This window comes from Rahnella sp. CJA17(1/100) (assembly GCF_963881615.1).
Classification (GTDB): domain Bacteria; phylum Pseudomonadota; class Gammaproteobacteria; order Enterobacterales; family Enterobacteriaceae; genus Rahnella; species Rahnella aceris.
The window spans coordinates 249,631-263,154 of sequence record NZ_CAWOJA010000033.1 but is presented as its reverse complement, the minus strand read 5'-3'; the positions used below and the strand labels follow the sequence as shown (position 1 = coordinate 263,154).

Here is a 13,524-nt window from a genome sequence, read left to right as displayed (position 1 = left end):
ACCTCCGTCAGCCGGCAATTTTTGCGCTAACCATAGCGGGATAAGTGACAACGTCACCCTGAAAATGCATCTGATTTATGGCGTTAAGCACTCTTTCCGGTGTGGCAGGTGCATCAAGGTGCGGATGTACACGATAACCGGCCAGGCTGGCGACGGCATCTTTGATGGCACACCAGACGGATATCCCGAGCATAAACGGCGGTTCACCCACGGCTTTGGAATGGAAAACGGTATCTTCCGGATTCTTACGGTTCTCCACCAGTTTCACGCGCAGATCCTGCGGAATGTCGCCAATTGCCGGAATTTTATACGCCGCCGGACCACTGGTCATTAAGCGCCCTTTGTCATTCCACACCAGCTCCTCCGTGGTCAGCCAGCCCATGCCCTGCACGAATCCGCCTTCCACCTGACCGATATCAATCGCCGGATTCAGTGAGTCGCCGACGTCATGCAGAATGTCTGCCCGCAACAGCTTGTATTCACCAGTCAGCGTATCGACCAATACTTCCGCGCAAGCCGCGCCGTAGGAGAAATAATAGAACGGATGCCCGGCGGCTTTACTGCGGTCATAGAAAATCTTCGGTGTTTTGTAATAGCCGGTGCTGGACAGCGGCACCTGATTCAGCCAGCACTGGGTCGCCACCTGTTCAAAACTGAAATACTGATTTTTAACGCGCACCTGACCGTTGCTGAAGGTGATGTCAGTTTCCTGTGCATCATGAACACGCATCAGCATCTCAACCATGCGCCCTTTGATGATTTCCGCCGCGTTTTGCGCCGCTTTACCGTTCAGGTCAGCGCCGGATGACGCTGCCGTCGGCGAGGTATTGGGCACTTTGCCGGTATCAGTCGCGGTGATCTGAATCCGGCTGATATCCACCTGAAACACCTCAGCCACCACCTGCGCGACCTTGGTATTCAGCCCCTGTCCCATCTCGGTGCCACCGTGATTGAGCTGAATACTGCCATCGGTATACACCAGCACCAGCGCGCCTGCCTGATTGAGGAAACTGGCGGTGAAGGAGATACCAAATTTTACCGGCGTCAGCGCCAGCCCCTTTTTCAGATAAGGGTTGCTGCGGTTAAATTTCGTGACAGCGTCACGTCTTGCGGTGTATTCCGCGCTATCCTCCAGTTGCTGCGTCATCTCCTGCAACAGGTTTTGCCCGACGGGCTGGTGATAATGCGTAACGTTGCGGACTTCCTGACCGTAGTAATTATTTTTACGTACCGTCAGCGGATCCAGACCCAGTTCGCGGGCAATATGATCAACGATGTGCTCAATCGCCACAATGCCCTGCGGGCCGCCAAATCCGCGGTAAGCGGTGTTCGACGCCAGATGAGTTTTACAGCGATAACCGGTGATCAGCGCATCGCCGAGGTAATAGGCGTTATCGGAATGGAACATGGCGCGATCGACGATAGAACCGGAGAGATCCAGCGAATAACCGCAGTTGGCCGCCAGTTTAATGTCGATACCGTGAATGACGCCGTCATCGGTAAACCCTACGTCATAGCTGACATGAAACGGATGGCGCTTGCCGGTGATCAGCATGTCATCCTGACGCGACAGCCGCATCTTTGCCGGACGTCCGGTCAGATGCGCCGCCAGCGCGGCAAGGCAGGCTGCACCAGCGGCCTGCGTCTCTTTGCCGCCAAAACCACCGCCCATGCGTCGCATATCGACCACGACTTTGTGCATCGGCAAATCCAGCACCGAGGCCACCAGTTTCTGCACTTCTGTCGGATGCTGTGTCGAGCTGTATACCAGCATCGCGCCGTCTTCGCCGGGCATCACTGAGGCAATCTGCGTCTCGAGATAAAAATGCTCCTGGCCGCCAATTTCCAGTTCGCCCTGTAAACGGTGCGGCGCACAGGCCAGCGCCATCTCAGCGTCACCGCGTTTATGCTGATGCGGTTCTTCGACGTAATGTTCCAGCGCCAGCGCCTGTTTTACCGTCAGCACCGCGTCACGCGGCTGATACTCCACTTTCGCCAGCGCCACCGCCGCCCGGGCGGCTTCCATTGAGGTTGCCGCCACCACCAGCACAATCTGGCCGACATACTGCACGGTGCCCTGCGCCATCAGCGGATCGCCATGGGTCAGCGGCGCAATGTCCAGATTGCCGGGCACATCCTGTGCAGTCATCACCCGCACCACACCCGGTACGGCGTAACAAGGTTCGGTATCAATATGCAAAATGTCAGCATGCGCATGAGGGCTGAGCAGCGGCACCAGATGCAGCTGACGGGGGAATTCCAGCCGGTCATCGATATACACCGCTTCACCGCTGACATGTTTCTCCGCGCTTTCATGTTTCTGGCTTTTGCCCACGCCGCTCTGCAACCCCGTGCGGAACAACGCTTCCATCTCAGCCTGAGAAAGTGATGGTTTCGATTCAGACATAATGTGTTACCTGCATCAGTGTTTCAGGAGAAGTCATTTCGATATGGCAGCGGCGCAGCAGATTTTTCGCCACCTGCATGCGGTATTCCCGGCTGGCACGAAAATCACTGATTGGCGTGAAATCCAGTTCCAGCGCCTGACAGGCCCGCTCGACAGTTGCCGTCTGCCACGGCTGACCAAGTAATTGCGCCTCACAGCCGCTGGCCCGTTTCGCCACTTCCGCCATGCCGCCAAACGCCACACGTGCATGCACCACCACGCCATTTAGCACTTCAATATGCAACGCCGCGCAGACCGCAGAAATATCGTCCTCCAGCCGTTTCGACACTTTATAAACCCGTAACTGGCGTGCCGCCGGGGTATTGCGGGGAATGCGGATTTGTTCAATAAATTCACCCGGCTGCAATGCAGTTTTGCGATAACCGAGGAAGAACTGATCGAGCGGTAACTCCCGTTGTTCAGCGCCACGCCGCAGCAGCAGCGAAGCGCCGAGCGCCAGCAACACCGGCCCGCCGTCACCGATTGGCGAAGCGTTGGCGATATTGCCGCCGAAGGTCCCCTGGTTGCGAATTTGTTGTGATGCAAACCGTTCAAGCAGTTCGCCAAACGCCGGGAACTCTTCATGTAAAAACGGCATACAGGCGCTGAGTGGCGCGGCTGCGCCAATATGAATAGCCTGACCGGTCAGCGTAATTGCCTTGAGTTCGGGAATATGACTCAGCGAAATCAGCTTCGGCAGGCGCTGATAACGTTGTGTGACTTCCAGCGCCAGATCGGTACCGCCTGCCACCAGACGGGAATCCGGGCAGGCAAGATAACGTCCGGCCAGTTCATCAATAGTCACCGGCTGTTCAGTCGCGGATATCGCGGCGAGTTTTTCCAGCGTTTGCCGGGCATCAGCATCAAACTGATCGGCCTGCGGGGCTTCACAAATGGCTTTCGCCGCATCCATGATTGGCCGGTAACCCGTGCAGCGGCAAAGATTGCCGGAAAGGGTTTCCTGCACGCCTTCAACCGTAAAAACAGGTTTATTTTTTTCCATCGCAAACAGTGACATCACAAAACCCGGCGTGCAGAAACCGCATTGCGAAGCGTGATTATCCACCATCGCCTGCTGTACATGATGAAGCTCGCCGCGATGTTTCAGATCTTCAACCGTAATAAGCTGTTTGCCATGCACCGCAGGCATAAACGTCAGGCAGGCGTTGACCGTGCGGTATTGCAGTTGCTCACCCTGCTTTTCTGCCAGCACCACCGTACAGGCGCCGCAGTCACCGGAGGCACAGCCTTCTTTGGTACCACAGCGCCCTGCATCGCGGCGCAGATATTGCAAAATGGTGGTGTCAGCGGGCAGATTTTCCGTGTGGATCCTGCCGTTCATCAGAAATTGGATCATGATCATATCCTTCAAAAATCACTGGTTTGCTCCCTCCCCTGCGAAGGGGAGGGTTGGGGTGGGGTTTTAAAGCAAAATCAAAAAGTTGATGTATGCTTTGACTGGGAGTTTGCCCTTAATACCCCCTCCCGGCCTCCCCCTTCGCAGGGGGAGGAGCAAAGGCTTTACAGCCATTCAGAATCAGTGTCGTAACCTCACCAATAATGTGTTCACGCGCCTGTTCATCGCCTTCGAAATTGCCGTACATATGCTTGACCTGCACCGCAAAATCGGCGTAATACTGCGTCACTGCCCAGATATGCATGATGAACAGGCGGGCATCCAGCGCACGGATTTTCCCCTGCTCAATCCACTGATGGATCAGGTTCTCTTTGCCGGTGATATTCTGCGTGGCCAGCGGCCAGTATTTATGCAGATAGTGACCGCCGCCGAGCACCTCACTGGTGAAAATGCGCGACAGTTGCGGCTGATCGAACGAGAAATTCAGCTTATTGCGGATATAACGACTGAGCACCGCCTCGGGTTCGCTGAGGGACGGGTCGAACTGAATGATATCGCCCCAGACTTTCAGCACTTTCTGCAAGAGCTCTTCGTACAACTCTTCTTTGCCCGCGATGTAGTAATGCAACTGGGCTTTTTTGATCCCTGCGCGCTGAGCAATGGCCTGAGTGGTTGCCCCCTGAAAACCTTTTTCACTGAATTCTGCAATGGCCGCCGCGTGGATATTTTCCAGGGTGCGTTCACGCGCAAGGCGGACTTTGCCGCCGGTATCACTGTTCATCATGCTGAGAGTTCCTCCCGCTGAGCATCCCGTACATACGCCGGTTCGCCGTCAACGTAGGTGCAATACACATTGCGGTCATCACCCAGCGTCATCAGCACAAACAGCTTTTCAGCCAGCGTTTTACTGTTGGTGGCACGTAATTTTTGCAGCGCACTGACACCCGGTTCGAGCACCACAAAATCCGCCTCTTTACCGGTATTAAAGTTGCCAATTTTATCGTCGAGGTGCAGCGCCCGTGCGCCGCCGAGTGTGGCGTGATAGAAGGCTTCGAATGCGGATAAACGGTAACGCTGCAGTTGCCCGACTTTGTAGGCTTCTGACAGCGTTTCCAGCATGTTGAAGGTGGTGCCCGCACCGACGTCCGTGCCCATGCCGACGCGAATTTGTTTCTGCCAGGATTTCTGCAAATTAAACAGACCGCTGCCCAGAAACAGATTAGACGTCGGGCAAAAAGCGATAGTCGAATCGGTGTCGTGCAGGCAATCCCATTCACTGTCATCCAGATGCAGACAGTGCGCAAACACGCAACGTTCGCCGGTCAGTCCGTACTGATGATAAACGTCGAGATAATGCTGATGTTCAGGGTGCATTTCTTTCACCCACGAGAGTTCAGCGACGTTTTCGCTCAGATGGGTATGCATGTACACGTCGGGGAATTCCTGCTTAAGCAGCCGCACTTTTTGCAGCAGTTCAGGCGAAGATGTCGGCGCAAAACGCGGCGTCAGCGCATAGCTCAGACGCTGGCGGTTATGCCAGCGCGCAATCAGCCCGCGCGTGTCACTTTCACTTTCTTCAGGGGTTTCCAGCAGGGCGTCGGGGGCGTTTTTGTCCATCATCACTTTGCCCGCCACCAGCCGCATATTGATGTCGGAGGCTTCTTTAAACAGGGCATCGACGGACTGCGGATGAACGGTGCCAAACACCAGCGCCGTGGTGGTCCCGTTAAGCAGCAACTGACTGATGAAGAATTTCGACATGCGCCTGGCGTAATCCGCGCAGTGATATTGTTGTTCGGTCGGGAAGGTATAGCGCGTCAGCCATTCGAGCAACTGCTCGCCGTACGCGCCGATCATTTCGGTCTGCGGATAGTGAATATGCGTATCGACAAAGCCCGGGACGATCAGCTTGTCGCGATAATCATCAATTTCCAGAACAGCGGTTTTACGTGCCTGCGCCAGCTTGCCCTCACCTTCCTGCCAGCTTCCCAGCCAGATGATTGTGCCGCCGCTGAGCAACATCAGGCCGTCTTCGACATAACGCACCTGCGCTTCTAAATCTTCCGGCCGTAATACCGGTTCGCGGATATCGAAGAAATTTCCGCGGACGGCGCGGGTGATGATCTGACTCATGGCATCGTCCTTCTCTGCAACATTCTCGTTCACGATTGATAACAGAACATCTGCAAAGCTTATGCCAAATCTGACCAACCGGTCAGATCAAAGAGTCAGACCGGTTGGTTCGAATTTTCAATACCGGATCGAAAATAATTCATTTAGCTATGCCAGACATCTTCTGATGCGTGCGTGTGATAACATTTAGCCCCATCAGAAATCATTAATTAATCTCTATCTTTATGACTACAAAACACATGACATGTAATTTTCATCTTGACCAGATGGCATTTTTAAAAACACAAACCAGGGATATATCAGTTTCAGGTTATGGCGTATGTGCCGGCATGGTAAGTTCATGGATCCAGCATGAACTTTCTGAGAAACCTCAATCTTTTTTATTCTATAAAAACACTTATAACTTTATTTCCCGCCAACGCGCATTAACCTGTAAGTACCTGATATCTGGAAAAATAAACCTGGCTTTCAACAGCGACTTATTTTACCCGATAAGACAAGTTGATTTAAAAACAAATGATTTTCAGTCATTTGCAAGATCCACCATCAGGGGTGTTTTCAGTATCGTTGTTTATTCAAAAAATGGTTACTCACACTGCATTGGCATGAGCATACATAAAGGGACTTATAAAATATTTGACCCCAATCTGGGTGAGTTTGAGATAACAAAAAGCAGAAGTTTTTCTTCTTTTATTTGTCAGGACTGGATATCAAAAAAATATCCCCCTTCACGCACACCCTATTTGCAGATAACACAATATAAATCAAAGCACTTAAACATCACTACTTCAACAGCACTTCATATTGCGGATTGAATTCATCAAATATTGGCAACGCGGCAGCACCGAGCGCGGGTGTGTCGCTGCCGGACATCCCGAGGCGAATGCGTGCACTCTGCGCGTACCGGCTGCGCACTGAATTATACAGGGGTGTCAGGCGCTTAATCAGCTTTTCCACCAATGGCTTAGGCATGGTGCCACCGATAATCACGCTCTGCGCATCGAACACGCATTCCATAATATTGATGGCCTGGAGTGCCGGTTCGACGGCAGTATCGAGCCATTTATCGAACACTTTTTCATCGACTTTCAGCAGGTCTTCGGGCATGGCCGACATCGGATCCAGTCCGCAGGCTTCATACGCCGCCTGCAAAGAAACATAACGTTCGAGGCAGCCTTTGTTGCCGCAATAACATTCACGCCCGCCCGGTTGCACCACAATGTGGCCGACTTCGCCCGCATTGTGTGCATGACCGGTGTAAATCCGGCCGTCGGTGAAGATGCCGGCACCCAGCCCGGTGCCGATATACAGATACACAAACGACGATAATTGCTTGGCAACACCGTGAAAACGCTCACCGATTGCGGCTACCGTCGCATCGTTTTCCAGCGTCACCGGCCAGCCGGTCGCGGCGCTTAAACGCGCTTCAATATCAATATTATCCCAGCCATGCAGCGTGGTCGGCCCTTGTGAGGAAATCCCTTCTACGCCAAACGGCCCCGGCATCACCACACCCACGCCTAATATTTTTCGCCAGTCAATTTTCACCTGTTGGCGCATTTCTTGCAGAACCTGATCGATAAGAGCCAGCGTGGGCTCTGGCTGCGGTTTCTGTACATGGATCAGTTTGCGAAAGCGAACAGTTCCGGTCAGATCCACCAGCACAGTCAGCAGCGACTGATGATCAAGATGGATGCCTATTGAATAGGCGCTGTCAGGATTGAGTGTCAGTGGCGTTGCTGGCTGACCACGCCCTCCCGCACGGCGCGGCAGGTGGGAAGACAGGATACCCGCCTGCTCGAGTTCGGTGGCAATGTTGGAGACCGTTTGGGGGGTGAGCGACGTCAGCCGGGCGATTTCAGCGCGGGTCAGTTCACCGTTAAGGCGAATGGCTTCGATCACCACCCGACGATTGTGAGCACGGGCGTGCTCAAGATTGGTACCAGACGTTGTTATCACATCCCTCTCCACGGTGAAGACCTTGCGGGCAGTATGTGGCGAGTGATTACAGCAATCAAATTGATTTTATTAACCCGTCATACTTCGTATTGCAGATGCGTTGGTTGCGCGCACTTACCGCCTTCCTGCAACCCGAATTATTTAGGGTTAACCTGGGATGATATGAATATGACGGTGGCATCACAGCTTTGAATGTTATTGCCATGTTAATAATAATCGCCAGTCACTATTTAGATTTGAATCATCCGTGTAGCACACGTTTTATACCTAAGATAATTCGGGTTGCAGAAAGGCGGCAAGCGAGTGAATCCCGATGAGCTGACATAAGTCAGTGATTCGGGTGATGGAGCGTAGCCAACGCATCAGCAGCCCGAAGTATGAAGGGTAAATCCGGCAGGGACGCAGGGACTGGCAGAGTTATGCCTTCCCATTTTTTTTAGCCGATTAAAGCAATCAAATTGATTTAATAAACCTAACCCTGTTTCGGAGAATGACGATGAGCCTACGATTTACCCCTGCGGCCACCCTGTGCGCCCTCTCTGCCCTCACCCTGGGATATTCCGCCAGCGCGCTGGCCGATACGACGCTCAGTGCCTTATTTATGACTCAGGCGGCGTACAGCGAAGCGGATATCCGCGCAATGACCGCCGAGTTCACCAAACAGCATCCGGATATCAAAGTGAACCTGGAGTTTGTGCCGTATGAAGCCCTGCACGACAAAATCGTCGCCGCACGCGGTGCCGGTGACAAAGGTTATGACGTGGTGCTGTTCGATGCGATCTGGCCTGCTGAATTTAACAAATACGGCTTGTTGCAGGATGTCACGGCGCGTATTCCGGCTGAAGAAAGCAATAAGATTTTTGACGGCGCGATTTCCACCGTGACCTACAAAGATAAACGCTGGGGGATGCCGTGGATCCTCGATACCAAATATCTGTATTACAACAAAGCCATGCTGGCCAAAGCCGGGATCACTACCCCGCCCGCCACCTGGGCTGATGTTGAAAAGCAATCTGAGATCCTGAAAGAAAAAGGCATCGTGAAATATCCGCTGGTCTGGAGCTGGTCACAATCCGAAGCGCTGTTGTGCGACTACACCACGCTGGTATCGGCGTTCAAAGGGGATTTCTACAAAGACGGCAAGCTGAATTTCACCAATTCCGGCGCGATGAAAGCCATCAGCTACATGAAAGAGACGCTGGATAAAGGGCTGACTAACCCGAATTCGCGTGAATATCTGGAAGAAGATGTGCGTAAGTCGTTCTCCAACGGTGATGCGGCTTTCGCACTGAACTGGACCTACATGTACAACATGGCGAATGACCCGAAACAGAGCAAAGTCGCGGGTGACGTGGGGGTCATTCCGGCACCGGGTGAAACCGCCGGTGGCGCATCCGGCGTTAACGGGTCGATGGGATTGGGCATCGCCAAAGCCAGCGCACATCCGGACCAGGCATGGGAATACATCAGCTACATGACGTCGCAGCCAGTGCAGAACAAATACGCCAAACTGAGCCTGCCAATCTGGAAATCGTCTTATGAAGATCCGGCGGTGCAGAAAGATCAGGAGCAGTTGATCGCGGCGGCGAAAACCTCGCTGAATGTGATGTTGTCGCGCCCGGTTACAGCAGATTACTCCCGTCTGTCGAACATCTTGCAGCAAAACATTCAGGCGGTATTGCAGGGGAAAACCCCGGCTCAGGATGGTATGGAAGCCGCAACCAAAGCCGCTGATCGTTTACGTTAAGTTTTAAAGCCAACACTATAATAGCCCGCCCGGTTCCGGCCGGACGGGCTGGGAAAAGATATGCTGACATTACCCCAACGCGAGAAACGTCAGGCCTGGTTGCTGCTTGCGCCCATGCTTCTGATGATGTTCTTACTGACCGCCTGGCCGCTCGCCCGCACGTTGTGGCTAAGCTTTACGGATGCCGGGTTAATCGGCGACGGTTCTGCGCCCAACTGGGTGGGGAGCGAGAATTTCATCTATGCGCTGACGGATCCGGATTTTCGCGCCGCACTCTGGCGGACGCTCTATTTCACTGTCGTCTCAGTGGTTATTGAAGGCATCATCGGCGTGCTGGTCGCGCTGTTACTGAACCAGCCGTTTTGGGGACGCAGCGCTCTGCGCGTGCTGGTGATTCTGCCATGGGCATTGCCGACTATCGTCAACGCCACCCTGTGGCGGCTGAACTTTAATCCCGATTACGGCGGCATTAATGCCCTGCTTTCTCAGCTCGGGCTGATTGACGCCTACCGTAGCTGGCTCGGCGATCCGTCTTCGGCGATCAATGCCGTGATGTTCGCGGATATCTGGAAAAACTATCCGCTGATCACCCTGCTGGTGCTGGCGGCGCTGCAAACCATTCCGGAAGATTTATTCGAAGCCGCACGGCTCGACGGCGCATCGGCTTTCCGCCGTTTTCGTAAAATCACCTTACCGGCGATTGCGGCACCGCTGGCCGTCGCGCTTGTCCTGCGCACCATCGACGCCTTCAAAATCTTCGACATCATTTATGTCATGACCCGTGGCGGGCCGCTCGACAGCACCAAAACCGTCAGCTTCTTTGTCTATCAGGAATCGTTCAGTTATCTGCGCGCCGGCAGCGGTGCTGCGTACGCGATACTCATGACGCTGATCTGCGCACTGCTGATCATGATTTACATGGTGATGTTACTGCGTCAGCGCCGTTCAGGGAGCAGCGAATGAAACAAAAAATCCGGCTCGTTTTACGTTACTTTGCGGCGCTGATGGTGGCCGTTTCGATTCTTGCCCCGCTGCTGTGGATGTTCCTGATGAGCGTCAGCTCGGCGGAAGATCTGACCCGCATTCCGCTGGAATGGCTGCCGCGCCACTGGGATTTCAACCGTTATACCCGCCTGCTGACCTTACAGGCCGGAACGCCCGGCGCGCTGTTCCTGCATGCGCTCGGCAACAGTGTGCTGGTCGCCTGTGGTGCCACGCTGGTGTCGTTGTTGCTGGCAATACCGGCGGCCTATAGCTTCTCGCGCTATCCCGGTCGCGACGGCTGGCTGTTTGGCAGCCTGGCGATTTACATGGTTCCGCCGGTGGCGTTTGTGCTGCCGCTGTATTTCATCCTGCAACAGCTCGCGCTGCTCAATACCCATCTCGGGCTGATTCTGGTGTATTGCTCGATGATCCTGCCGTTCCTGACGTGGATGCTGAAAAACCAGTTCGACGCACTGCCGGTGGATATCGAACAGGCATCGCGTCTCGACGGGCTGCGTTACTGGCAAGTATTGCTGCGCATCACCCTGCCGCTGGCAAAACCGGCGCTGGGTGCATCGGCGATGTTTGGCTGGTTGCTGGCCTGGGATGAATTTTTCTACGCCCTGCTGTTTACCAACAATATCGACGCCCAGACGCTGCCGGTCACCATCGCCGGATTCACCGCCGGACGCGCCACTGACGACGGTCTGATTGCCGCTGTCGGGATCCTTGCGGCCATTCCGCCGCTCTTTATTGCGCTCTGGCTGCAAAAAACCATGGTCAGCGGGTTGACCGCCGGCGGCAGCAAGGGCTGAAAATGAACATCAGGGAAACCTCATCAATGACAACAAAACCTCTGACCCGCGCCACGCTGTATGTGACGGGCAATATCAACGTGGATTTGATCATGAGCACGTTGCACGAATGGCCGAAAAAAGGCACGGAAGCGATGCTTGAAAGCAGTTCACTGCGCCCCGGCGGGTCGGCGGGAAACTGCGCGCTGGCACTCTCTGCGCTCGGTTCCCCTTTTCGTCTGGTGGCAAATCAGGGCAATGACCAGTTCAGCGGCTGGCTGGCAGGTATGTTCCCGGAAAGCGCCTCACGCTGGCCGACCTGCGATTGCGAAACCTCGCTGACCTTTGGCGTGACACATCCTGATCACGAAAGAACATTTTTCAGCAATCAGGGACATATAGTTCGTTTATCCATGCAGGACGTTCTGGGGCAAATCCCTGAAACGGCACAGGCCGGAGACTGGGTATTGCTGTGCGGCACCTGGCTGTGTACTGCGCTTTACACTGACTATCCGCAACTGCTGGCAGCGCTGAAACAGCGTGGTTATCAGGTGGCTGTCGACAGCGGCTGGCCGCCGGAAGACTGGAGCGATGCGTTGCGTGAACAGGCGGCAAAATGGCTGCCATTCTGCGATGCGCTGCTGCTCAATGAAGTCGAAACACTCGGGCTGGCAGACGCTACCACACTGGACGTCGCCGCGCTGACGTTGCTGGAGCAGATGACGGACAACGCCTTTTGCGTGGCGAAATGCGGGCCGGAGGGGGCGCGTCTGTGGGCCAAAAATCTGACGCTGCATCAGCACGCCGAACCGGTCAGGGTGGTCGATACCATCGGTGCCGGTGACAGTTTTAATGCCGGGTTTTTATCCGCGCTGATTTATGGCCTGCCGCCTGCCACGGCGCTGCAATGGGGGGTTCGCGTTGCCGGTTGTGCCATCAGCAGTTCCCCGCGCCGTTACCCTGACTGGCAATCACTTTTTGGCCTTGTGGAGAAAATCTAAATGGCTCTGGTAGAACTGATAAAAGTCGCCAAACATTATGGCAAAGTGCAGGTGCTGAAACCGCTGGATCTGACCATCCCTGACGGCAGTTTCACCGTGCTGGTCGGCCCCTCGGGCTGTGGAAAATCCACCTTACTTCGCCTGCTGGCCGGGCTGGAATCCCTGTCTGACGGCGATATTCTGCTCGATAAACAGCAGATCAATAATTTTGACCCCGCCGATCGTGATATTGCGATGGTATTCCAGAGTTACGCACTGTATCCGCATCTTACCGTGGCCGAAAACATGGCGTTCCACATGCAGGTGAAGAAAGTGCCGAAAGCCGAACAACAGGCCAAAGTGCTACAGGCCGCAAAAGTGCTGGGTATCGTTCACTTACTGAAACGCCTGCCGAAAGATTTGTCCGGCGGTCAGCGCCAGCGTGTGGCGATGGGTCGTGCGCTGGTGCGTAATCCTAAAGTGTTTCTGTTCGATGAGCCCCTTTCCAACCTCGATGCCCAGTTACGTATGGAACTGCGCGCCGAAATCAAATCGCTGCATCAGCAATTCCGCACCACCACGGTATATGTGACCCATGATCAAATCGAAGCCATGACGCTGGCCGATAATATCGTGGTGATGAAAGACGGTTTTATCGTACAACAGGGCGACCCGTTGTCGATTTACGACAAGCCGGTAAATACCTTTGTGGCGCGTTTTATCGGTTCACCGCCGATGAATCTGCTCAGCGGTGTCTTCCGCAATATTGACGGTCAGCCAGGTGTGAACTGTAATCAGTTATGGTTTGCACTGCCGGAGAAGTGGGCGTTGCAGGCACGGCACGCTGAGGGAGAACACGTCACGCTCGGCCTGCGTCCGCACGATTTAAAACAGGCGGAGCACAGTACCCAACCTGCCGCCACATTACGGTTGCTGGAAGTGACCGGAGAAAGCAGCCTGTTGCGCATCGACTGGTGCGGTTTCCCGCTGCACGTTCAGTTCGCCGGACGCGCCCGTATCAGCGCCAGTCAGCCGCTGTATCTCGATGCCAACCGCGAGGCGATCCATCTGTTTGATGCCCAGACCGGTGAACGGCTGGCAGAGGATCTGCGGTAAAAATGACG

Annotated in this window: 11 protein-coding genes; 6 read left to right on the top strand and 5 right to left on the bottom strand. The window is 54.4% G+C overall.

From position 1 onward, the window contains the following. Nucleotides 1-7: 7 nt before the first annotated feature. The 4 genes from xdhB to guaD form a co-directional block, all read right to left on the bottom strand. Nucleotides 8-2,407, bottom strand: coding sequence for a xanthine dehydrogenase molybdopterin binding subunit (xdhB, locus tag AACU55_RS15855; protein ID WP_134705725.1), 2,400 nt, complete (start codon nt 2,405-2,407; stop codon nt 8-10). Then, entirely contained in the window at nt 2,400-3,803 is a 1,404-nt protein-coding gene (xdhA, locus tag AACU55_RS15850) for a xanthine dehydrogenase small subunit (RefSeq protein ID WP_134705724.1), read from the bottom strand. Before xdhA ends, xdhB begins: the two co-directional genes overlap by 8 nt. A 115-nt stretch (nt 3,804-3,918) precedes the next feature. After that, the gene (locus tag AACU55_RS15845; RefSeq protein ID WP_013575529.1) at nt 3,919-4,587 is read right to left on the bottom strand and encodes a TetR family transcriptional regulator C-terminal domain-containing protein; all 669 of its coding nucleotides are present in this window, start codon (nt 4,585-4,587) and stop codon (nt 3,919-3,921) included. Then, the gene (gene guaD / locus AACU55_RS15840; protein WP_134705723.1) at nt 4,584-5,936 is read right to left on the bottom strand and encodes a guanine deaminase; all 1,353 of its coding nucleotides are present in this window, start codon (nt 5,934-5,936) and stop codon (nt 4,584-4,586) included. The genes AACU55_RS15845 and guaD overlap by 4 nt, the downstream gene beginning before the upstream one ends. Nucleotides 5,937-6,202: 266 nt before the next feature. Here guaD and AACU55_RS15835 point away from each other — a divergent pair, with 266 nt between their 5' ends. Beyond that, a complete protein-coding gene (locus tag AACU55_RS15835; RefSeq protein WP_157962106.1) occupies nt 6,203-6,751 on the top strand; it encodes a YopT-type cysteine protease domain-containing protein in 549 nt (182 codons plus the stop codon). Here the strand turns inward: AACU55_RS15835 and AACU55_RS15830 are convergent. Next, nucleotides 6,720-7,892, bottom strand: coding sequence for an ROK family transcriptional regulator (locus tag AACU55_RS15830; RefSeq protein WP_173362098.1), 1,173 nt, complete (start codon nt 7,890-7,892; stop codon nt 6,720-6,722). The genes AACU55_RS15835 and AACU55_RS15830 overlap by 32 nt on opposite strands. Before the next feature lie 499 nt (nt 7,893-8,391). Here AACU55_RS15830 and AACU55_RS15825 point away from each other — a divergent pair, with 499 nt between their 5' ends. From AACU55_RS15825 to AACU55_RS15805, 5 genes are read left to right on the top strand one after another with little or no spacing between them, the layout of a single operon-like run. After that, complete coding sequence (locus AACU55_RS15825; protein WP_013575532.1) at nt 8,392-9,642, top strand: extracellular solute-binding protein; 1,251 nt, start codon at nt 8,392-8,394, stop codon at nt 9,640-9,642. Nucleotides 9,643-9,702: 60 nt separating this feature from the next. Further along, nucleotides 9,703-10,605: a carbohydrate ABC transporter permease gene (locus tag AACU55_RS15820; RefSeq protein WP_134705722.1), complete on the top strand. Its 903-nt coding sequence runs from the start codon at nt 9,703-9,705 to the stop codon at nt 10,603-10,605. Then, nucleotides 10,602-11,441 (top strand): carbohydrate ABC transporter permease, encoded by an 840-nt coding sequence (locus AACU55_RS15815; protein WP_037034031.1) that lies wholly within the window; start codon nt 10,602-10,604, stop codon nt 11,439-11,441. Before AACU55_RS15820 ends, AACU55_RS15815 begins: the two co-directional genes overlap by 4 nt. Before the next feature lie 26 nt (nt 11,442-11,467). Beyond that, the gene (locus tag AACU55_RS15810) at nt 11,468-12,421 is read left to right on the top strand and encodes a carbohydrate kinase family protein (RefSeq protein ID WP_134705721.1); all 954 of its coding nucleotides are present in this window, start codon (nt 11,468-11,470) and stop codon (nt 12,419-12,421) included. Next, complete coding sequence (locus AACU55_RS15805; RefSeq protein ID WP_134705720.1) at nt 12,422-13,516, top strand: ABC transporter ATP-binding protein; 1,095 nt, start codon at nt 12,422-12,424, stop codon at nt 13,514-13,516. Nucleotides 13,517-13,524: the final 8 nt, after the last annotated feature.